We start from the raw sequence: 22392 nt of genomic DNA on the forward strand, positions 1-22392 counted from the left end.
CTTATACTCCGGATTACGGCTAATTGTTGGCCGGTAAAATTAGGAAATCCAAGCCACATGAAGATTCTGCTTTTAGTAGGGTTAATTGTTTTAAATGGTCTGTTTGCCATGTCTGAGATTGCACTGGTAGCAGCAAAAAATAGTCGGTTGAAACGCTTGGCCGAAAAACATCGCTCCGCTCAGATTGCTCTTGAGCTCAAAGAAAACCCAACCCGCTTCCTTTCAACCATTCAAATCGGTATTACGGTAATCGGCCTACTCAGCGGTATCGTGGGCGAGGCTACGCTATCAGCTCCACTTGCGGTTCAACTTGAACTGTGGGGATTCGACCCAACACAAGCGAATATTTTGTCTACTGCGGTAGTCGTTGTCGGTATTACTTACTTCGCGATTGTTGTGGGTGAGTTGGTACCAAAGCGTTTTGCTCAGTCTCAAGCTGAAAACATTGCTGTGTTAGTCGCGCTACCAATCTTCTGGTTATCTAAAATCGCAACGCCGTTTGTGTTTGCGTTGTCTGCGTCAACCGAAGGCATCTTAAAGCTGATGGGGCGTGGCGGTGAAGAAGATAGTGTCACTGAAGACGATATCCATGCACTGGTGAAAGAGGGCTCAGAATCTGGAGTGATTGAGCGCGGCGAGCAAGAGATGATTCGTAATATCTTGCAGCTTGATGATCGCCTTGTAAGCTCTTTGATGACGCCACGTCGAGATGTCGACTTTCTAGATATTGAGCAACCTGTAGAGCAGATATTTAAGAAACTGCGCTCTTCAAAGCACAGTGTATTTCCATTGTGCCAAGATCACCTCAATAAAGTGGTCGGTACGGTGTCGTCCAAAGCCTTGCTGAATCAGGCAGGCAATTTAAGTATTCAAGTCATCATGGGGCTGTCTAAGTCGCCGATCTATGTTCCAGAATCGATGAAGGCACTGCGGCTACTTGGCTACTTTAAAGAGTCGGGTACCGAGATGGCATTCATTGTCGACGAGTATGGCGATGTGCAAGGCCTTGTGACTCATTATGATATTCTTGAAGCGATTGCAGGTGAGTTATCCAATAACCCCAATGACCTATGGACAGAACAAGTGGAAGACGGATTGCTGGTGGATGGATTAATCCCTATCAGTGAGCTCAAGAACCGCTTAGAGCTGTCAGAGTTAGAAGGGGAAAGCGAAGGCTTCCAAACATTGAATGGCCTTGTCACTTGGCTGATTGGGCGTTTACCCGATACGGGAGAAGTGGTTCAGTGTCAGCAATGGCAGTTTGAAATCATCTCGGTTGAGAACAACCGTATCGTGAGTGTTAAAGCGACAAGATTAGTCAATGAGCTAGGCGATGATGTTAATTAGATAAGCCGCTAGCGAGAGATTAAACGAACAAGCCAACGCTTGTTGTTCATTATCTCTTTATTGTTCATTATTACTAAGATTAGGTATGCTTCTCCGCATACCTTTTTTTGTTCTTATCCTTTGTTTTCTGGAGTTCCCTTTGTCAGACCATCAATTCACCCCTCAAGATGAAATCTTCATGCGACGCGCCATTGAGGTTGCTAAGCAAGCAGAGAAAGAGGGAGAGGTTCCCGTTGGTGCTGTGTTGGTGAAAGAGGGGGAGATTATTTCTGAAGGTTGGAACCGTTCGATTGGCAGCCACGATGCCACGGCACACGCAGAAATCGAAACCTTGCGTAAAGCTGGCCAAGCCTTGGAAAACTATCGCTTACTTGATACCACCTTATACGTCACGCTTGAGCCTTGCCCAATGTGTGCTGGTGCCTTGTTACACAGCCGAGTGAAGCGGATTGTCTTTGGTGCACCTGACTTAAAAGCGGGTGCTGCGGGTACGGTATTGAATCTCTTTGAAAGCCAAGCCTCATACCACTATGCCGATGTTGAGCATGGCTTATTAGAAGCAGAATGTCGTGAGCAGTTGCAGGCGTTTTTCAAGCGTCGTAGAAAAGAGATAAAAGAAAAACGGAAGCAAGACCGTCTGTTGGAAGAGCAGTGTTTAGAATCTGACAAGGCAAGTAATAAGAATAAGGTCAGTAACAAGAACAAGGTCTGTAACAAAAAATAGCAGCAAGCTTTCGGCACTCTCTATCGCAAGAGTGCCGCAGAAAACTTACTCGGTATATTTACTCAGAAAGTATCTGCATGAAAGCACGGTTGCGCCAAATGATTTTCTTCTTATTATTTGAAAGCATACGCTTACGACGGTTTGCAGCAACGGTCTTATCAAGGCGCTTCGATTTCAGTTTACTCTTCATCATTTCAACGATTTCCTATTTGTCGTCTGGCTTTGTAATTATGACTTCAGTTTTAATTATAGTGGTTACTTGTTTATGATCTCTGCCGCGAACTTAGCGATACTTTTTGAGTAACCATCGCGATTGTCAGTGTCTGAATACAACAGAACATCATGGCGCTTATGGTGTGTCGTTATAAAGTTCGATTGTTACTGCAATATGACACCTAAAATTTAACGGTCACTTTGTTGGTTTAGTTTCTCAATGCGAACTAGCCAATACGAACCAGTGGCTCATGTATAAAAAAAAGAGCAACGCTATATAGCATTGCTCTTTTTATTTATTTGGAAGACTCAGCTTCGTCGACAGCGGATTCAGCCGCACTGATTGTCGATTCAGCGCCCGAGATCTCTAAAGGTGGGATAACCACCAAACCTTCGAGGCTCGCTTCTTCTTCTTTATTTCGCTTGTTCACATGACCAATAATGCTTTGGTAATAACGGCGAATATTCTCAACGTAATTCCTTGCTTCATCACCACGCGCATAGCCGTATCGAGTTTGGCTGTAGTACTTCTTTTGTTTCAATAGAGGAAGTCGATCTTTTACATCACCCCAAGCGTCAGGGTTGCCGCCCTGTGCTTTGGTTAAGCGACGTGCATCCATCATGTGACCGTAACCTACGTTATATGAGGCGAGGGCAAACCAGATCTTTTCATGTTGAGTAATTGAGTCAGGAACTCGATTCACGATACGACGTAAATATTCCACGCCACCTTGTACCGACTGTTTTGGGTCAAGACGATTGGTTACACCTACGCTCTTCGCGGTTGGCAACGTCAACATCATCATGCCACGAACACCTGTAGGAGAACGCGCGACTGGGTTCCAGTGTGACTCTTGGTATGCCAAAGCTGCGATTAAGCGCCAATCAAATTCTTGCGAGTATTTCTGAAATAGTGGCGACCATTTTGGTAGCTTGCTGTCTAGAGCGCGGATAAAGGCACGAGTATCGACATAATCGAAGGTGCCGATATGGCCAATATATTTCTCTTCCAGTGAAGCGAGCTCACCAGACTGCTTTAGGTTACCGAAAAACTCAATCAGCAGCGCATAAAGGCTTTCATCTTCAGACTTCTGTAAATACCAAGAGATCGGTTGGTCTTCTGTAAGTTCAAAAGCCAAAGCCACGTCTGGGTATAAACGTTGTGCGAGTGACAGCTCAATCGAATCCGCCACAGTAAACAAGCGTTCCCCTGTAGAGACTTCTTTTAGCAGGTCGTTGATGTCAGCATTGCCGATCGCATCGTAGATAAAGTCATCGTGAGTGCTCTGTAGTTGTTTGAGTGTTGGCTCAAAGTGTGAGTCTTTCACTACAACCAAAGATGGCGTCAATGTGTCAGTAGACGCTACCTCTTCTGGTTCAGTTTGTGCTTTTACGAAATCAGCCTGACGCTCATTCTCAAACCTGATCAGTTGCTCAAGGTTTCTTGGTCGCCACTGACCTTTTTTGTACACGACTTGTTGGCTTACATAGTAATAAGCAGGCGCAGCGCGATAGGCACGTGTCAGGTTGCTGTTTTGTGTTAACCCCGTTGCGATAAGATCGATCTCGCCTTTCTTTAACGCCGGAAATAGGCCGGATAGACGGTAAGCGGGTTTAACCTCAAGCTTTACACCAAGTTCTTCTGCAAACTCGCGAGCTAACTCGTAATCCAAGCCAGCAGGACCATCTGGACCGATGTAATAAGAGAGTTGGTTATTCAGGGTGCCGACACGAAGAACGCCACGCTCTCGTATCTGCTCAAGGACACTTTTAGGTTCAGATTCAATCTGGCATCCAGCCAACCCAAATAGGGCAATAGCGAGCAGAAGAAACTTAGACGAAAAGATGAGCGTAAATTTAGGCATCAAAATGAAATCTCGAAAAGTGGAAGCCCCTTTATACCAAACCCCGCAAGGCTGGCAAAGCAGGTTTATTTAAACAGTTGTAAAAGTGGTGATAAATGCAGCAAAAGTACCATTTACACAGAAAGATAAAAAAAATAACGCAAACGGTTGCTTTTGGTGTTACGTCACAAAAAGAAATGCTTTATAATGCGCTCGCATTGAAGAGGTGGAATCGGCATAGGTTTGGCAACCTTCGGGAATAGCTTCGAAGAAAACAGTTAGGTTGTTCCTATAACCCACTGAATTTATTCCAATACTACCTTAATCAACTGCATAAGAGACGTAAGCACATGAGAATTTTGCGTGGCTCCCCAGCTCTATCTGAGTTTCGTGTTAACAAGCTTTTAGAGCTTTGTCGTGAATTAAGCTTACCTGTAACAGGTATTTACGCTGAGTTTGCCCACTTTGCTGATCTAACGGCAGACCTAGATGAGTCTGAAGTTGAGAAGCTAGAAAAGCTACTGACTTACGGTCCAACGATTGAAGAGCATGAACCTGAAGGTTTATTGCTGCTTGCAACGCCACGTCCAGGCACTATCTCGCCTTGGTCTTCAAAATCAACAGATATCGCACACAACTGCGGACTGGCTAAAGTGTCACGTCTAGAGCGCGGTACTGCTTTCTACATTGAAACCTCTTCTGAACTTTCTGAGCTTCAACTTGTTGAGCTGAAAGCAATTCTGCACGACCGTATGATGGAAGTGGTTTTCACTGACTTCGAATCAGCAGCGGCACTGTTCACTGTTGCTGAGCCTGCTCCTTATGCGGAAGTTGACCTACTAACTGGCGGACGTAAAGCGCTTGAAAAAGCAAACGTTACCCTAGGTCTAGCTCTTGCAGAAGATGAGATTGATTACCTTCTTGAAAGCTTCACTGAGAAGCTAGGTCGTAACCCGACTGACATCGAGCTAATGATGTTTGCACAAGCGAACTCAGAGCACTGTCGTCACAAGATCTTTAACGCTGATTGGACTATCGATGGCGTTAAGCAAGAAAAATCATTGTTCAAGATGATTAAGAACACCTTTGAAACGACACCAGAACACGTTCTGTCTGCTTATAAAGATAACGCAGCGGTAATGACAGGTTCTGAAGTCGGTCGTTTCTTCCCAGATCCAGAAACTCGTCAGTACAACTATCACCAAGAGAAAACACACATCTTGATGAAAGTTGAAACGCACAACCACCCAACGGCAATCTCTCCATGGCCGGGCGCGTCAACAGGTTCAGGCGGCGAAATCCGCGATGAAGGCGCGACAGGTATTGGTGGTAAGCCAAAAGCGGGTCTGGTTGCTTTCTCTGTATCTAACTTAAAAATTCCTAATTTTGTTCAACCGTGGGAAACGGACTTTGGTAAGCCAAGCCGTATCGTGACTGCGCTTGATATCATGCTTGAAGGCCCTCTTGGTGGCGCAGCATTCAACAACGAATTTGGTCGTCCAAACCTACTAGGTTACTTCCGTACTTACGAAGAGAAAGTAAACTCTCACGCAGGTGAAGAAGTACGTGGTTACCACAAGCCAATCATGCTGGCTGGTGGTCTAGGTAACATTCGTGATGATCATGTTCAGAAGAAAGAGATCCCAGTAGGTGCAAGCCTAATCGTTCTTGGCGGTCCAGCAATGAACATCGGCCTTGGTGGCGGTGCTGCATCTTCAATGGATTCGGGTTCTTCTTCTGAAGACTTAGATTTTGCATCTGTACAACGTGAAAACCCAGAGATGGAACGTCGTTGTCAGGAAGTGATCGACCGTTGTTGGCAGCTTGGTGATGCGAACCCAATCGCATTCATCCACGATGTGGGCGCGGGCGGTATCTCGAATGCACTTCCTGAGCTAGTAGACGATGGCGAGCGTGGCGGTATCTTTAACTTACGTGACGTGCCAAACGATGAGCCGGGCATGAGCCCACTTGAGATCTGGTGTAACGAATCTCAAGAGCGTTACGTAATGGCGGTTGCTGATAAAGACATGGCAACATTCGACGCGATTTGTAAGCGTGAGCGTGCTCCATACGCGGTAGTTGGTAAAGCAACAGAAGAGCGTGATCTTAAATTAGAAGATTCTCACTTCGACAACACGCCAATCGACATGCCAATGGACATCCTATTAGGTAAAACGCCTAAGATGCACCGTGACGCGAAGACGCTAAAAGCGAACAACCCTGCGATTGACCGTTCTGGTATCGAACTAAACGAAGCGGTTGACCGTATTCTTCGTCTACCAACAGTGGCAGAGAAAACATTCCTTATTACTATCGGTGACCGCTCAGTTACAGGCCTTGTAGCTCGTGACCAAATGGTTGGCCCATGGCAGGTTCCTGTTGCTAACTGCGCAGTAACAGCTGCAAGTTACGACTCTTACCACGGTGAGGCAATGTCTCTTGGTGAACGTACGCCAGTGGCACTTCTAGACTTTGGTGCGTCAGCTCGTCTAGCGGTTGGTGAAGCAATCACTAACATCGCAGCGACCAACATCGGCGATATCAAACACATTAAATTGTCAGCTAACTGGATGTCTCCAGCGGGTCACCCAGGTGAAGATGCTGGTCTTTACGAAGCGGTTAAAGCCGTGGGTGAAGAACTATGTCCGGCACTGGGTCTTACTATCCCGGTAGGTAAAGACTCAATGTCTATGAAGACCAAGTGGGAAGAGAACGGTGAGCAGAAAGAAGTCACATCTCCGTTATCTCTTGTTATCACTGCGTTTGCACGTGTTGAAGATGTTCGTAAGACGATTACTCCTCAGCTTCGTACTGACAAGGGTAATACAAGCCTAGTTCTTATCGACCTTGGTAACGGCCAAAACCGCATGGGCGCAACAGCACTTGCTCAGGTTTACAAGCAGCTTGGTGATAAGCCAGCAGACGTAGACAACGCGGCACAGCTAAAAGGCTTCTACGAAGGCGTTCAAGCACTTGTAGCAAACGACCAAGTTGTGGCTTACCACGATAAAGGCGATGGCGGTCTATTCGTAACGCTAGCTGAAATGGCGTTCGCAGGTCACTGTGGTGTGAATGCTGATATTGCAGCGCTAGGCGAAGACACGCTAGCAGCACTCTTTAACGAAGAGCTAGGTGCGGTAATCCAAGTTCGTAACGATGACCTAGACGCAGTGCTTTCTACTCTTGCAGCAAATGGCCTAGAAGCGTGTTCACACATAATTGGTTCTGTTGAAGCATCAGACGAAGTAGTGATTAAGTCAGGCGCAGACGTTGTAATCCAACGTAACCGTACTGAACTACGTACTATCTGGGCTGAAACCACGCACAAGATGCAAGGTCTGCGTGATAACCCAGTGTGTGCAGACCAAGAGCACGAAGCGAAGAAAGACAACTCAGACCCAGGTCTGAACGTGAAACTAAGCTTCGACGTAAATGAAGACATTGCAGCTCCTTACATCAACACGGGCGCTAAACCTAAGATGGCGATTCTACGTGAGCAGGGTGTTAACTCTCACGTTGAAATGGCAGCAGCATTTGACCGCGCAGGCTTTGAAGCGACTGATATTCACATGAGCGACATCCTAACGGGTCAAGCGGTACTAGAAGAGTACAACGGCCTTGTGGCATGTGGTGGCTTCTCTTACGGTGATGTATTGGGCGCTGGTGAAGGTTGGGCTAAATCAGTTCTGTTTAATGATTCTACTCGCGACCAATTTGAAAACTTCTTCAAGCGTGAAGATACTTTCTCTCTAGGTGTGTGTAACGGTTGTCAGATGTTGTCTAACCTGCGTGAACTTATCCCGGGCGCAGAGTACTGGCCACGTTTCGTTCGTAACGAATCAGAACGTTTTGAAGCTCGTTTCAGCCTAGTTGAAGTTCAGAAGTCTGATTCTGTATTCTTCAACGGCATGGAAGGTTCTCGTATGCCAATTGCTGTTTCTCACGGTGAAGGCCGCGTAGAAGTGCGTGATAACGACCACCTAAACGCGATTGAAAACTCAGGTACAGTTGCTCTACGTTACGTTGATAACAACGGTAACCAAACGCAGCAATACCCGAACAACCCGAATGGTTCACCAAACGCTATCACTGGTTTAACGACTACAGATGGCCGCGTGACTATCATGATGCCGCACCCAGAGCGTGTATTCCGTACGGTTGCTAACTCTTGGTCTCCAGAAGGTTGGGGCGAGAATGGTGCTTGGATGCGTATGTTCCAAAACGCACGTAAGAATGTGGGTTAATCACTTACCTACATGCTGCGTTAATCTAGATTGGATTAACTAAAAACTAAAAGCTAAAAGCGCAGATCGAAAGGTCTGCGCTTTTTTATTACACAAATTTTAGGAACCAACGCGAAACAAATTAGGTTTGCAGTTTGCTGTTCTAAAAATCTCCACTACGCTAAATGTTATGGAATCAATTTGTTAGGCCATCATTTCTTGTATTCACACAAGAACAATTCAATTTGGCCGTTCAAAAACTGAATCAATCATCGTGGCATAAGAGGGATCTATGAAAACAACAATCACAAAAGCAGTTGCAGTGGCAGCGATTGTCATGTCGTTAGCAGGGTGTGTCGGTAGTAATGCCGTTACTGGTAAATTAATGAAGTTCAACGTTGAAGTTGTAGATAACCGTTACGCTCGTGCTGGGGTCAACTTCTTGCTTGCTCCAGTTTACGCTTTAACATTCGCAGCCGATTACATCGTATTTAACTCGATCGAATTCTGGGCAGGTAAAAACCCACTCACTGGCGCGCCTCACATCTTTGATAGCAAAGTCGATACCATGATTGATGTGAACGACAGCCTAGATGATTCATTGAAAGAAGCCCCACTTGGCTTCAACAATCGCCATATCGAACAAGGCGAAATGCAACAAATCGATGAAAACACCATACGCATGGACATTACCTACAATGATGGCCAAAAAGCTGTACTGATGGGTGTTCGTGATGGCGACAAAGTTAGTTACTACATGGATGGAGCGCTTGTTTCAGAAACTTCAATTCAAGCCCTTGAGCAGTTAGCAGCAGAAAAAGCATAATCTTCTCAGCTTTACCGCTATAAAAAGAAAAGCCGCTGGATTTAACCCCAGCGGCTTCGTATTTTTTAATATCTAGTAATTTAGCATCTAGCGCTTAGATTAGTTGTTGCTGTGTAGCTCGCTGTTTAGTTCAACAGCAGACTTGTTCGCTAGACATTCAATTTGACCTGTGATCGAGTTGCGACGGAACAGAAGATCAGAAACGCCAGCTAGGTCGCGAGCTTTGATGATTTCTACTTCGTTACCTTCTTTATCTAACATGCGAACCTTAGTACCCGCAGTCACGTAAAGACCAGACTCAACCGTACAACGGTCGCCCATTGGGAAACCAAGACCTGCGTTTGCACCTAGTAGACAGTTTTCGCCGATAGAGATAACCATCGTACCGCCACCAGACAGAGTGCCCATAATAGAAGCGCCGCCGCCGATATCAGAACCGTTACCCACAACAACACCCGCAGAGATACGACCTTCAACCATGCTTACGCCAGTAGTACCTGCATTGAAGTTGATGAAACCTTCGTGCATTACTGTTGTGCCTTCGCCTACGTGTGCACCAAGACGAACACGAGAAGTGTCAGCAATACGAATACCTGTTGGTACTACGTAATCTACCATTTTAGGGAACTTGTCTACGCAATCTACAGACAGAGCACGACCCGCAAGGCGAGCTTCGATTTGACGCTCAGCTAGTTCAGGAAGGTCGATAGGACCTTCGTTTGTCCATGCGATGTTGTGCAGTAGACCGAAGATACCGTCTAGTACCGTACCATGTGGTTGTACTAGGCGGTTAGAGATAAGTTGTAGCTTTAGGAAGCCTTCAGCAACAGATGCTGGCTTCTCGTCAGTTGCAAGAACAACAAGAACAAGTGGCTGTTCAGACGCTGCCGCTTTTTCTGCGAAAGATGCGTTTGCTGCATCGTCGTTTGCTGCGAATGCTTTCGCTAGTTCTGCGCTTTGTGCAGCAGAGATTTCTATAGCTTGGTTGCCTTCAGCGTAATCTGACACTTCAGCCACAGCTGCTACAAGAACGTCGCTTGGGTTTAGAAGTGGGTTAGGGAAGAACGCTTCAATGATTTTATTGTCGCGGTTTTTGGTTGCCGTACCGAAGGCTAGTGAAAAGTAAGCCATGTTGAATCTCCATGTGTTGAGTCTTGATTTTGCTATTCATAGCAGTGACTCGAATAATGAGTGCTGCCGTTAGCAAAGTTAATTTAATTGCGTTCATCATAAAGAGAGCGCCCTCGTTATGAAAGGGCGTATCGGGATAAAGTCTGTAAAATGATATTGCTTGTCTTTTTAGCGATAGTTTTCATTATCCGGATATTATACCTCGCTCTTAAATATGGGCGTGCTTACTTAAGTAGCGCGGTGCCATTTCATTTCCACACCTGACACTTATCTTTAGCCCATCCTCTTGTTAGCAGTATCAATAGAGTGAGTCACACTTTCTTTATAAATTAATGTTTATTATCAGAATTATTCGACTTCTGTTGATTAATCGCTTGTGCCTACAGTTAGGGTAAATACTCAATTTCCCAGACGTGTAATTAAGAGAACGATCACTAAAACCCTGCAAGATGTCAGTATATTGCCTGCCATAACGACATTAAAACGATTAATAAAGGATCTTCTATGAATTTTACTAAGTCTTTACTGGTGCTCTCTATCGGCGTAGCGATGGTTGGTTGTGGCTCGGACAATGACGACAATATTATTGCCCCCGATATGACATTGCGCATAGCACATGTGAATGACACCCACTCAAATTTTGATCCTGTAAAATCCAGTTTTACTATGGGTGCTGATGGCAAGAAGGTTTATAACGAATTTGGCGGTTATCCTCGCCTATTGAAAGCCGCTGACGATATCAAAGCGGGGGCTAAAGCAGACAAAGAACCTTTGTTATTCTTGCATGGTGGTGATGCATGGCAAGGTACCGCTTACTTTAAGCTAAATGAAGGTGCTGCAAACGCAGACTTATTGTCCCAGATGGGGTTAGATGCAATGGTACTTGGGAACCATGAATTCGACTTAGATACCGACAAGCTCGCATCGTTCATCAATACAGTTAGTTTTCCTGTATTAGCAAATAATATGGATGCATCAAAAGATCAGTCTTTAAGTAATGTAGATAATTTATATCCGTATCAACTATTTGCATTTGAAGGCTCAGAAAAAAGAGCAATTACCTCTGTTTCTGATGCAAGTGATGATGAGAAAGTTGTTGCCGTAATCGGTGTTGTTTTGGGGGATATGCCAACGATTGCTACCGGCACTGGTGATGTGACATTTAGTGACCAAATTACAGCAACTCAAGCCACTATAAATGATTTAAAAACCAAGGGTGTGAATAAAATCATCGTTCTATCACACATAGGTAATGCTGCCGATAAGGAGCTTGCTGCCAATACAACGGGTATCGATATCATTGTTGGCGGTCATTCTCATACTTTACTTGGTGATTTTACCGATCTTGATCAAGGTAATAATGGTATTTACGCCGAAATGATTCCACAAAAAGACAAAACACAAAATACTTGTGTGGTTCAAGCAGGCCAATATGCGGAAGCTATTGGAGACGTTGATGTATCATTTGACATAAATGGCAATCTCATGTCATGCGTTGGGAACAATACTTTATTATCAAATGATGAGTTCTATCATGATTCTCATCGAGAACATCAAATGATTAGCACTGATAAAGATGATGTAACGTCGTTTATTGATAATAATGAAAAAATCACGATAAAAGATGAAGATATTGATTTAAGAACCCGTATCGACGCAACTTATAAGCCAGCTCTCGATGCTGCGTATGGTGATGTTGTTGCAGCTGCACCGACTGAAATCGGTCATGAGCGCCGTCCTGGTGATGCTGGAACTGATAAGCACGGTTCAGATGTTGCTCCGATGATTGCTCAAGGTATGATTTATTGGGCAAATCAACCGTCGGTAACAGCGGTTACCGGTAAAAATGTTCAGATTGGTTTGGTGGGAGCTGGTGGTGTTCGAACGGATATTGCGTCAGGTGATTTCAGGGAAGGCAATGCGACATTAGAATTATTACCATTCTCGAACTACTTGTCGATTTTAACCGTTAAAGGCGAAGTGATTCGAAATCTAATCGACAGCACAATTGAGCCTACGCTTGCGGAAGGTGCTCATGCTGGTAAGTTTCCGTACGTCTCGGGCATGCGTTACACGTTTACAGAAGATGTGAAAGGTGTATCTGGCACAGTGACGGCTCTTGAGGTAAATACTGGAACAGAAGACAATCCAGTGTGGACGACAATGAACGATGTTGATAACTACACTGTTATCGTTAATAACTATAATGCAAGTGGTAGTGATGGTTGGAATGTATTAGGCGATGCTCAATTAACATCAACAGATCGTCAAGACATTGTCATTTCAGGCAATGGTTTTAAAACTTACAAAGTTAATAACCTGACATACGATGGAAGTACCGAGAAATATAGCGTCAACTATGATGGTGGTACTAAACCATGTGCGGAAAGCTCAGGTGACGTATGTAATACTGATGCCGAATCATTTATTTCTTGGGCTGAGCATAAGAAAGTATTAGAGCCACTAGGATTTGAAACAACAACGATGGAATATAAATAGTATTGATACGCTCTTATAGGAGCGTCATGTATTGTTAATGAAAGCCTTCAAATACAAGGTCATAGATTAACAATAAAATAAATATAGCCAGCAAGTTGCTGGCTATATTTGTATAAAACTTAGTGGAATTAGACGTTAAATAAACAGCGCCTTGTAAGCCTGTTCAATCCCTTCAATCAACATCTGCATACCGATAACTGCGAGTATTAGACCCATCATTCGAGTAATCACGTTTAGTGCACTTGGTCCAACCGCTTTAACGAAGCGTTCACCGAATACAAACAAGACGTAGGTTAGGGTGCAGAGGAGGCCAAATGCCACAATGGTAATGATGGTCTCGTAAATCCCTTCAGTACTGGCAAAATTCATCGCAGTGGCAATGGTGCCCGGGCCAGCCAGTATTGGCATGGCTAAAGGTGATACCGCGATACTCAATGCTGCATCTTGCTGCGCGTCTGAATTGACCTTCTCTTTTGCTTTGGCGTGTGTCGAGTCACCTTGCAGCATGTGAAAACCAATAAGAAATACAAGAATACCGCCGGTTATGCGCAGTGCGTAAAGCGTGATGCCAAACAGATCAAAGATGAGCTTGCCGGAAATTGCAAAGGTACTCACGATGATAAAGGCGATGAGCACTGAGCGAAAAGCGATCGACTTAACCATCTCTCTATTGCTATCAGCCGTTAAACCTAAAAAGATCGGCGTATTGGCGATGGGATTCATTATGGCAAAAAAGCCCATGAACACGGTGATGGTATGAATGATCAACTCTTTCATATTATTCCTTTAAAAATATAGGGTTAAATACTTAGCGACTGGTGTATTTAATCTTATAGATAAATAACTATTAGGAATAGATCGTAGAGCAAATATGGATAAAAAACAGCCAGGTTAATACTGGCTGTTTAGTTTTAGTAGTAGGTGTAAAGATTCATTCGTACGTTATTGTCGGTTTCTTAATTAACGGATTTCTTTTGGTTCCTCACGTTCGACTCACGCCGCTCTACTGTTAGGCGTTTTGAGATTCGCTAACGGCAACCGCTAGTGCCACAGTCGCGCCGACCATAGGGTTGTTGCCCATACCTATAAAGCCCATCATTGCGACGTGTGCTGGAACGGAAGAGCTACCTGCGAACTGAGCGTCAGCGTGCATTCTGCCCATGGTATCAGTCATGCCGTAAGACGCAGGGCCTGCTGCCACGTTATCTGGATGCAATGTTCGGCCAGTACCGCCGCCTGAAGCCACTGAGAAGTAAGGTAGACTTTGACGAGTACGTTCCGCTTTGTAGATACCCGCAACTGGGTGCTGAAAACGAGTAGGGTTAGTCGAGTTACCTGTAATACTTACGTCCACTTCTTCTCTGTGCATGATTGCCACGCCTTCACGTACATCATCAGCGCCGTAACACAAGATCTCTCCGCGAGGGCCTTGTGAGAAGCGGCGACGTTCTGTTTCAACAAGCTCGCCTGTTTGGTAATCGTATTGAGTGCGAACATAGGTAAAACCATTGATGCGAGAAATTAAGTAAGCTGCATCTTTACCTAGACCATTGAGTATTACCTTTAATGGGTTGTGACGTGATTTGTTGACGTTGAGTGCGATTTTAATCGCACCTTCTGCAGCAGCAAAAGATTCATGGCCCGCAAGGAAAGCAAAGCAGTGGCTTTCTTCATTTAGAAGACGCGCAGCTAGCGCACCGTGGCCGATCCCTACTTGACGTTGCTCAGCAACACTGCCAGGTTTGGTGAATGCTTGAAGGCCTTCGCCAATGATATTCGCAGCTTGTTCAGCGTTGCTTGCTTTGCGGAATAGCGATAGTGCTGAACCAAGGATATAAGCATCGGCAGCGCTTTCAAAAGCAATAGGTTGGGTATCCATCACTAACGCTTTTGGGTCGACATTGTGTGATAGACAGTATTGGTTCGCTTGCTCTAAAGAGTCGAAGTTCATTTCTGCCAATACGCGAGTTACTGATTCATTAAATTGAGTGTTCATCATATCTTTCCTCTAAATTGGCAAAAATTATTGTTGGCGTGGATTAATGGTGGTGACGGCTTCATCGAAGCGACCGTAGGTTCCCATAGCAAGGTCTGCTGCTTCATTGGCTGACATACCTTGATTAATCGCCTTCATCATTTTGCCGAGGTTGAGATATTCGTAGCCAATTACTTCGCTATGGTCATCAAGTGCAAGCTTGGTCACGTAACCTTCTGCAAGCTCCAGGTAACGAACACCTTTTGCTGCGGTTGAGTAGCTAGTACCCACTTGGCTGCGCTGTGTTTGACCTAAATCTTCTAATGCAGCGCCAATTTCTAAGCCGCCTTCAGAGAATGCAGACTGAGTTCGACCGTAAACAAATTGCAGGAAGATTTCACGCATGGCTACGTTAATAGCGTCACACACCAAGTCAGTATTCAGAGCTTCAAGAATGGTTCTTCCTGTGAGGATTTCGGCTGCCATCGCGGCTGATTGAGTCATGCCTGAACAACCAATCGTTTCGATTAGTGCTTCTTCGATGATGCCGTTTTTTACGTTTAGTGTCAGTTTGGCAGCACCTTGTTGTGGTGCACAAGTGCCTACGCCATGGCTTAAGCCAGAAATAGCGATGACATCTTTTGGGCTAACCATAGCGCCTTCAACTGGAATTGGCGCTGAAGTGTGCAGATCACCCCTTTGAATAGGGCACATTGATTGAATTTCTGAAGAGTAGTGCATAATGTTTTCTCACTGTTAGAGCCATTTAAGACCTAGGGCGTTGAGAAAACAGGACGTGTTGGAAGAGGTGCGGCTAATTCACTACAGATCTTGAGTATCGGTAATCCAAAGGTGTCATGAAGCTCGGTCTTAATAGACTAAGTCCATTTCAAAATGGAGGAATAGCGATACATCCAACAGTATTACCTGTTTTCGATTCTGTAGGAGTCATTAGCACTGTTCGAAAAGAACGGGCGGTTGAAGCAAAAGCTTAGGTGGAACCCCATCACCTGATGACTATAGATTAGATCTTTATCACACTTTTGTGCAAGCGAATGTTTAGAGCAATTTCGACTATAAACAAGCTTCATTATATTTCAATAAGTATAAAAAAACGCCAATAACGGACTCTTATTAGAGGCATTATTGACGTTTTTTAGAAAGGTATCAGCTAGTTATGCTGCATCTTCTTCTGCGTCTTCAACAGCTTCAAGTTTCTTTTCTTTTTTCGGAGCTGGTTTGCGCTTAGCACCTAGTGCGTAAAGAACTTCTTCTTTATTCTTCGCTAGGTACATTGCAAGTTCTTCTTGCTTGCCTTCATCTTCAACTAAATCACTTTTGCTTAACAGTTCAAAAAGCTCATCAGCCATATCCAGCATTTTGTCGTATGCGTCAGCTTCGGCTTTAGAGGTAAAAGTCATTTTCTCTTCTCCGTTGCGTTCGACCACGTACTTGACGATAACAGCCATGGTTAATCCTCTAAGTTTGATAAATTTTACTGGCTTTTTATACAGTTTCTGATGCAAAAAGTCCAGTTGATGACCTAACTATGCGGCCTCAATCTTGATGTGTAGCCCAGTCTTCACAATAACCCATGAAAGATTTCAGCAGCGGGCTCTGATATTTGTCTTTGTGCACCAGCATCCAGAATCGGCGTTTCATGTCGAGCGGGACATCGAGTGCTTTTACTCGGCCGGAATCAATCGCTCGTTGTGCGGCTAACCTCGATAAACAAGCGAGCCCAAGCCCTGCAGAAACTGAATTGATGATGGCCTCGGTGGTGTTGAGTTCAAAGGACTCATACCAATGCTCAATACGAGGTGCGACAGCACGCAGGAAAAACTCGCGAGTTCCTGAACCTGACTCTCTCAGTATCCAATGGCTGCCTTCTAAATCTTGCAATGCAACTTTGTCTTGAGAAAGGAGAGGGTGTTGATTACTAACGATAATACACATTTCATCGCTACTGAACTGGCTAGAGATCAACTCCGGATGGAGTGTTTTTCCTTCAATTAACGCGATATCCAGTTCATAATCCACCAACTTTTGGCATATCAGCGCACTGTTTGAAATAAACAAGCTCTGATCTTGATGCTGAGTACGCTCTCTAAAGCCAGACAGAATAAACGGTGCGACCTGATTACCAATCGTGTCACTCGCGCCAACCTTTAAATTGCCACTTAATGGTTGGTCATTGTGGAACAAAACATCGATGCCTGCGGCTCTGTGAAGAATCTCGTCAGCCAAAGGAAGTAGCTTTTGTCCTTCTTGATTGAGAATTAATCGGTTGTTGACCCGGTCAAATAGAGAGTGGCCCAATTGTTTCTCCATTTCGCCCAGCGCCATGCTGACAGCAGCCTTAGACAAAAACAGTGCTTCCGATGCGGCGGTAAGCGTCGAATGTTGGGTAATGGTGACAAACACTTTGAGTTGTTTGATTGAAATATTAGCCATCAGGTTCCTAGTTTTACGCTGCTGGTGGAAAGTTATCGTTCAGTATTAATGAACACTTGTTATATATAATTGGATATTGTTTAACGAAGCGCAAGCGTATTATGGCTTCAACAAGCTGATGAGTTCACAAGTTTAGTGAATTAAGTTTAAGAGAGGCTGACATGATTCAACGTATTAAATATAGATTAACAGGAGCTCCAACACCCATGGCAGGGTTAGCACTCGCAATTGCAAGCTTAGGCTGGTGTTGGGATGGTGTTTTAGTCGCACAAGGTACTTTACACACTCCGGGTTTGGTGCAGTGGATCAGTGCGGGTATTGCGGCGGTATTACTTCTTGTTTTAGCTGTGAAATTTTTGATTCACGGCCACTTATTACGTGAAGACCTTGCTCACCCTGTTGTCGGCAGTGTTGTACCCACATTCGCGATGGGTTGTATGGTGGTGTCTGCTTCGTTGGCTCCAATATCTCCGTTTCTTCAAGAAGCAATGTGGTTGGCTTCGGTAGCGTTACATGTCGTGTTCTTGGTGAGCTTCTTATACCACAGAGCTAAAAACTTTGAGATCCACCATATGGTGCCAAGCTGGTTTGTACCACCAATCGGTATTATCGTGGCAGACGTTTCTTTTTCAGGTAACCCGATCTTAGAACCCGTTGCTCACGCGACTTTAGTCTTTGGCTTATTGGTTTATGCTGTAATGCTACCTCTCATGATCTACCGTTTGATCTTCTCTCATGAAGTGCCTGACGCAGCAAAACCAACGATTGCGATTATGGCGGCACCAGCCAGTTTATCTTTAGCAGGCTACCTAACGGTGACGGCAAACCCTTCGCCAGTGATCATTGGGTTACTCTTTGGCATTGCAGTGTTAATGACCTTTATTATCTACATTGCGTTTTTCAAACTACTTCGTCTGCCATTTAGCCCAGGTTATGCGGCGTTTACCTTCCCAATCGTGATTGGTGCAACGGCGTTATTTAAATTGGCGGCTTGGATGCAAACTGTTGGTGTGGAAACTCACTATGTGGATCAAGTCTTCAACCTAGCGTATCTAGAATTGATTGTGGCAACGTTTGTAGTGGGTTATGTTGCGGTTCGTTATTACATGAATTACAAACCTCATCGTGTACTAAGCGCGGTAGGCAGTAGATTGTAAGAAGCAATAGTTCAAAAGATAAACGGACCTTAAGTTTTCAGTATTTCATAAGCTTATATTCCTAATCCAAACTCGGCACTTATGCTAATCTGGCTTTATATTGTGGCAAGATTAGCGTGAGTGCACTTTGTTTACTGTTTACCATTCCAATAAAGTCGATACTTTAAAAATCCTTCTCGTTCACTTAATCAAAAGTGATCCTTTAGCCAATCCTTTCGAAAAAGAGCAGATCTTGGTTCAGAGCCCAGGTATGTCTCAATGGCTTAAGATGGAACTCGCCAAAGAGTTTGGTGTAGCAGCAAATATAGACTTTCCCCTTCCTGCAACCTTCATTTGGGATATGTTTACCCAAGTGCTTCCTGATGTACCTAAACGCAGTGCTTTTAACAAAGAAGCGATGACGTGGAAGTTGATGAGTTTGCTACCTGCTAAGCTTGACCACCCTGATTTCTTACCCTTGCAACGCTATCTTGAAAACGACGAAGATGATTCGAAGCTGTATCAATTGGCAGAGAAAATTGCCGATATCTTCGATGGATACTTGGTGTATCGACCTGAATGGATGGCGATGTGGGAAGCAGGAGAACCCGTTGCTGAATTAGTCGATGATGAAGGACAACAAGATCACCCTTGGCAGCCAATTTTGTGGCAAGCACTTTATGACCAGACCCTGTCTCAAGGCCAATCAAAATACCACCGTGGCAACTTGTATCACGACTTCATTGAAGCGTTAGCCAATCAACAAGGTCGACTGCAGCATCTGCCGAAACGCTTATTTGTATTTGGTATTTCGTCGCTGCCACCTCGTTACATGGATGCGTTGAAAGCACTCGGTGAGCAGATTGATGTTCACTTAATGTTTACCAACCCTTGTCAGCATTACTGGGGTGATATTCGTGACCGTAAATATTTGGCGAGAGTCGAGGCCCAGCGCCGTAAGCAGTTTGCTCTGGTCGATGGCTTACCTCAATTAGAGGGCGAAGCTTCACCATTGAAAGATGGCATTGAAGCCAATGTTGAAGATGAACTGCATATCAGCCAAGCCGTAGGTAACAGCCTGCTTGCGTCTATGGGAAAATTAGGCCGAGATAACCTGCTCTTACTGTCTCAGTCAGATAGCGAAGAGCACGAGTTCTTTATTGATGTTGAGAGGGATAACCTGCTGCATCAACTGCAAGCCGATATTCTCCAGTTAGAAGAGCATCAAGACGACCACATCTTAGATTCCAGTAACCATAAACAGGTGGTTGAACTGGGCGACCGATCTCTGACCGTACATGCGTGTCACAGCCCAATGCGTGAGGTTGAAGTCCTTCATGATCAGCTGTTGGCGATGTTTGATGCCAATCCGACATTAAAACCACGCGATATCATCGTGATGGTGTCTGACATTAATGCTTATAGCCCAGCCATTCAGGCGGTATTTGGTAATGCGCCGGGTGAGCGTTATATCCCTTACTCGATCTCTGATAGAACCGCAGACCAAGAAAGCCCAATTCTGACCGCCTTCATGCAGTTGGTCGCGCTACCGAATACGCGTTGCTTGGCCTCTGAGTTACTAGAGCTGTTAGAAATCCCAGCGATGATGGCACGCTTTGGTATTGATGAGTTTCAATTTGAGCAAGCCAAGCAATGGGTTGAAGAAGCGGGTATCCGTTGGGGCGTTGATTCTTCTACTGCAACAGAATTTGATCTACCTGCGACCGAGCAAAATACTTGGCTATTCGGTATTCAGCGCATGCTCTTAGGCTATGCGATGTCGGACTCTGCGGGTTTATTTGAAACTGAACACTCTCCGATTGCCGCTTATAACGAAGTTCAAGGTATTAACGCCGAACTTGCTGGTAAGTTAGCGCACTTTATCGATCGTATTGCCCATTACCGCCAGCGTTTAACTGAAACACAATCTATCGATATGTGGCGTGAAACCTTGCTGCAAATGATTGATGATTTCTTTGCGGTCGAGCTGGAAGGCGAGGTGGTGCTTAAGTCGATTCGTGATGCGCTTTCGCAACTGAATGAACAGCTTGATGATGCTTTATATGAACAAGAACTGTCGCCAAGCATTATCTACCAGTACCTCAATAATAAGCTATCTGGCGCTCGTATTAGCCAACGTTTCTTAGCTGGCCAAGTTAACTTTTGTACCTTGATGCCGATGCGTTCTATTCCGTTCAAAACCGTCTGTTTGTTAGGCATGAATGATGGTGTTTACCCTCGCTCAATGCCGCCAGAAGGTTTTGATTTAATGAACGGACGCACTCGTCCAGGAGACCGTTCTCGTCGTGATGATGACCGCTATCTATTCTTAGAGGCGATGTTGTCGGCGCAAGAATGTTTATACATCAGTTATGTCGGCCGTTCGATTCAAGATAATACTGAGCGAGTGCCATCGGTGCTCGTTTCAGAGCTGATAGAGTACTGCCAACAGAACTACTGTTTAAGCGAAGACCAAGCGCTACCAAGTGATGATTCAGGCATCAACCTGACTCAAGCGATCAGCTTTGAACACACCATGACACCGTTCAGCCCTGCAGCCTTTACTCAAGGTGACGCAAGCCATGTACTGAGTTACGCCAAAGAATGGCTTCCTGCGGCTAACCGTTCCGGTGAACGTAGTGGTGAATTCAATCGTGCTTTGGATGACTATTTGTTGGGTGCAACGTACCCGTTGGAGTTGGATCTGGTTGAACTGCAACGTTTCTGGCGTTTACCAGTACAGTACTTCTTTAATCGTCGCCTAAAAGTGGTGTTTGAACCGCCACTTCCTGTGATGGAAGACGATGAGCCGTTCGTACTCAATGGACTAGAGAGTTTCCAGCTTAAAGATGCTTTGCTGCAAGTGTTACTGGACCACCCTGAAGGCGCAGACGAGGCGGTTCGATTGTTTGTCTCTGAGCAAAAAGCACAGGGCCGATTACCGGTTGGCGCCTTTGGTGATATCGAATTTGAAACCAACCGTGTTCAAGCGGAAGACTTAGCCAAAGAGATTCGATTTGTGAGCGGATCACCGCAACAAGATCTCGAAGTGAATATCGAATTTGATGTGTTGGGCGAAGGTAAGCCTGTTCGCTTGATGGGCTGGTTAACTCAAAACTATCAATCAGGGCTAGTTCGTTTTCGTAGTGGAAAAATACGCTCTCAAGATTACTTGGCTGCGTGGATTGATCATCTATCTTGCGCTGTTATGGGGCACGGAAAAACGACCCATATTATTGGCTACGACAGAAAAGAGGGCGTTGTTCACCAAACGCTACAACCTATCGGCGATGCGCTTCAGGCGAAGAGTTTGCTGGCTGAGTTAGTACGACTGTTTTATCAAGGCATGACAGCACCACTGCCTTACTTCCCGAAAACCGCATTGGCTGGCGTTGAGGCTGGCTTTAGCCGTGGTAAATGGGTCGATGACGAAGAAAAGTCACTTAAGAAAATGGCCGATACTTTTAATGACAGCTTCGCCTTTACGGGCGAGGGCAGAGACACCTATATCTCACGAATTTGGCCTAAGTGGGATGATGAACTGGCTGCTGAGTCGCGTATGTATTCAACGCTTGTGTTACAGGCCGCAAGACTTGCCGCTGCCGATCTTGAAGATCAGGAATAATCAGCAGTGATCAGCAAGATCGCCAACGATACTAACGTCAAAGAGATGCGTTTGAATAAAGGCATGGAAAATAAAGAGTTAGATGTAAATTTGGAGTGCAGGGCTTATCAAAAGGTTAGAGGTAATCGAGGTATAAGCTTAGTAAAAGCGATAGATAGTGATTTGCGGAAAGTCAGGGTACAGGAAATAAAGTGGCCGCCAGTAAATCATTATTAGTGTAGGGCGTTCGCTGTACGGCCACAGGTCAGAGGGACCATTATTCAGTGGTTCAAAGTAACGCATGAGTATAAAACTCGTAGGCGCTCCTGAACTCGTGGGCGCATAGTAGCGAGGCGATCTGAATTGATCCGTGAGAGAGATCGCACTAACTATTAACAAATTGGCGTAGGACG

15 protein-coding genes and 1 riboswitch are annotated in these 22392 nt (G+C 45.0%); of the genes, 7 read left to right on the plus strand and 8 right to left on the minus strand.

Translation table 11 applies throughout. The features are described 5' to 3' along the window. Nucleotides 1-57: 57 nt before the first annotated feature. Together AC3CH4_RS03130 and tadA are read left to right on the plus strand one after the other, a co-directional pair. Nucleotides 58-1347, plus strand: coding sequence for a hemolysin family protein (locus AC3CH4_RS03130; protein WP_488543278.1), 1290 nt, complete (start codon nucleotides 58-60; stop codon nucleotides 1345-1347). Nucleotides 1348-1432: 85 nt separating this feature from the next. Continuing rightward, nucleotides 1433-2071: a tRNA adenosine(34) deaminase TadA gene (gene tadA, locus AC3CH4_RS03135; protein WP_171329468.1), complete on the plus strand. Its 639-nt coding sequence runs from the start codon at nucleotides 1433-1435 to the stop codon at nucleotides 2069-2071. A 58-nt stretch (nucleotides 2072-2129) separates the two neighbouring features. Here the strand turns inward: tadA and AC3CH4_RS03140 are convergent, their stop codons facing one another. Then, nucleotides 2130-2264, minus strand: a complete 135-nt coding sequence (locus tag AC3CH4_RS03140) for a hypothetical protein (protein ID WP_004735176.1) — start codon at nucleotides 2262-2264, stop codon at nucleotides 2130-2132. Nucleotides 2265-2580: 316 nt separating this feature from the next. Continuing rightward, the gene (gene mltF / locus AC3CH4_RS03145; protein WP_488543279.1) at nucleotides 2581-4149 is read right to left on the minus strand and encodes a membrane-bound lytic murein transglycosylase MltF; all 1569 of its coding nucleotides are present in this window, start codon (nucleotides 4147-4149) and stop codon (nucleotides 2581-2583) included. Between the two features lie 329 nt (nucleotides 4150-4478). Between mltF and purL the strand changes: the two genes are divergently transcribed. Together purL and AC3CH4_RS03155 are read left to right on the plus strand one after the other, a co-directional pair. After that, nucleotides 4479-8375: a phosphoribosylformylglycinamidine synthase gene (gene purL / locus AC3CH4_RS03150; protein ID WP_488543280.1), complete on the plus strand. Its 3897-nt coding sequence runs from the start codon at nucleotides 4479-4481 to the stop codon at nucleotides 8373-8375. A 271-nt stretch (nucleotides 8376-8646) separates the two neighbouring features. Beyond that, entirely contained in the window at nucleotides 8647-9180 is a 534-nt protein-coding gene (locus AC3CH4_RS03155; RefSeq protein ID WP_017074183.1) for a DUF3332 domain-containing protein, read from the plus strand. Between the two features lie 99 nt (nucleotides 9181-9279). On the opposite strand, the gene dapD is transcribed toward AC3CH4_RS03155, so the two are convergent. Continuing rightward, nucleotides 9280-10311 carry a 2,3,4,5-tetrahydropyridine-2,6-dicarboxylate N-succinyltransferase gene (dapD, locus tag AC3CH4_RS03160; protein ID WP_488543281.1) on the minus strand — a complete coding sequence of 344 codons (1032 nt, stop codon included), beginning with the start codon at nucleotides 10309-10311 and terminating at the stop codon, nucleotides 9280-9282. Nucleotides 10312-10815: 504 nt separating this feature from the next. On the opposite strand from dapD, the gene AC3CH4_RS03165 reads away from it, so the two are divergent. Then, nucleotides 10816-12810: a bifunctional metallophosphatase/5'-nucleotidase gene (locus AC3CH4_RS03165; RefSeq protein WP_488543282.1), complete on the plus strand. Its 1995-nt coding sequence runs from the start codon at nucleotides 10816-10818 to the stop codon at nucleotides 12808-12810. 135 nt (nucleotides 12811-12945) lie between these two features. Here AC3CH4_RS03165 and AC3CH4_RS03170 read toward each other — a convergent pair whose 3' ends face one another. The 5 genes from AC3CH4_RS03170 to AC3CH4_RS03190 all read right to left on the minus strand — a co-directional run bounded on the left by AC3CH4_RS03170 (nucleotide 12946) and on the right by AC3CH4_RS03190 (nucleotide 17239). Next, nucleotides 12946-13587 (minus strand): MarC family protein, encoded by a 642-nt coding sequence (locus AC3CH4_RS03170; RefSeq protein ID WP_065206891.1) that lies wholly within the window; start codon nucleotides 13585-13587, stop codon nucleotides 12946-12948. A 232-nt stretch (nucleotides 13588-13819) separates the two neighbouring features. Further along, complete coding sequence (locus AC3CH4_RS03175; RefSeq protein ID WP_488543283.1) at nucleotides 13820-14809, minus strand: GGGtGRT protein; 990 nt, start codon at nucleotides 14807-14809, stop codon at nucleotides 13820-13822. Between the two features lie 24 nt (nucleotides 14810-14833). Beyond that, nucleotides 14834-15526 (minus strand): iron-sulfur cluster assembly scaffold protein, encoded by a 693-nt coding sequence (locus tag AC3CH4_RS03180; protein ID WP_017084447.1) that lies wholly within the window; start codon nucleotides 15524-15526, stop codon nucleotides 14834-14836. Nucleotides 15527-15720: 194 nt separating this feature from the next. Then, nucleotides 15721-15805: riboswitch (Fluoride riboswitch) on the minus strand. 155 nt (nucleotides 15806-15960) lie between these two features. Then, the gene (locus AC3CH4_RS03185) at nucleotides 15961-16254 is read right to left on the minus strand and encodes a YebG family protein (RefSeq protein WP_004735185.1); all 294 of its coding nucleotides are present in this window, start codon (nucleotides 16252-16254) and stop codon (nucleotides 15961-15963) included. An 88-nt stretch (nucleotides 16255-16342) separates the two neighbouring features. After that, entirely contained in the window at nucleotides 16343-17239 is an 897-nt protein-coding gene (locus tag AC3CH4_RS03190; protein WP_488543284.1) for a LysR family transcriptional regulator, read from the minus strand. A 161-nt stretch (nucleotides 17240-17400) separates the two neighbouring features. Here AC3CH4_RS03190 and AC3CH4_RS03195 point away from each other — a divergent pair, with 161 nt between their 5' ends. Together AC3CH4_RS03195 and recC are read left to right on the plus strand one after the other, a co-directional pair. After that, nucleotides 17401-18396, plus strand: a complete 996-nt coding sequence (locus tag AC3CH4_RS03195; protein WP_167853016.1) for a TDT family transporter — start codon at nucleotides 17401-17403, stop codon at nucleotides 18394-18396. 127 nt (nucleotides 18397-18523) lie between these two features. Continuing rightward, nucleotides 18524-22000 carry an exodeoxyribonuclease V subunit gamma gene (gene recC / locus AC3CH4_RS03200; protein WP_488543285.1) on the plus strand — a complete coding sequence of 1159 codons (3477 nt, stop codon included), beginning with the start codon at nucleotides 18524-18526 and terminating at the stop codon, nucleotides 21998-22000. Nucleotides 22001-22392 lie beyond the last annotated feature (392 nt).

This window comes from Vibrio sp. QJM3NY_26 (genome assembly GCF_057786005.1).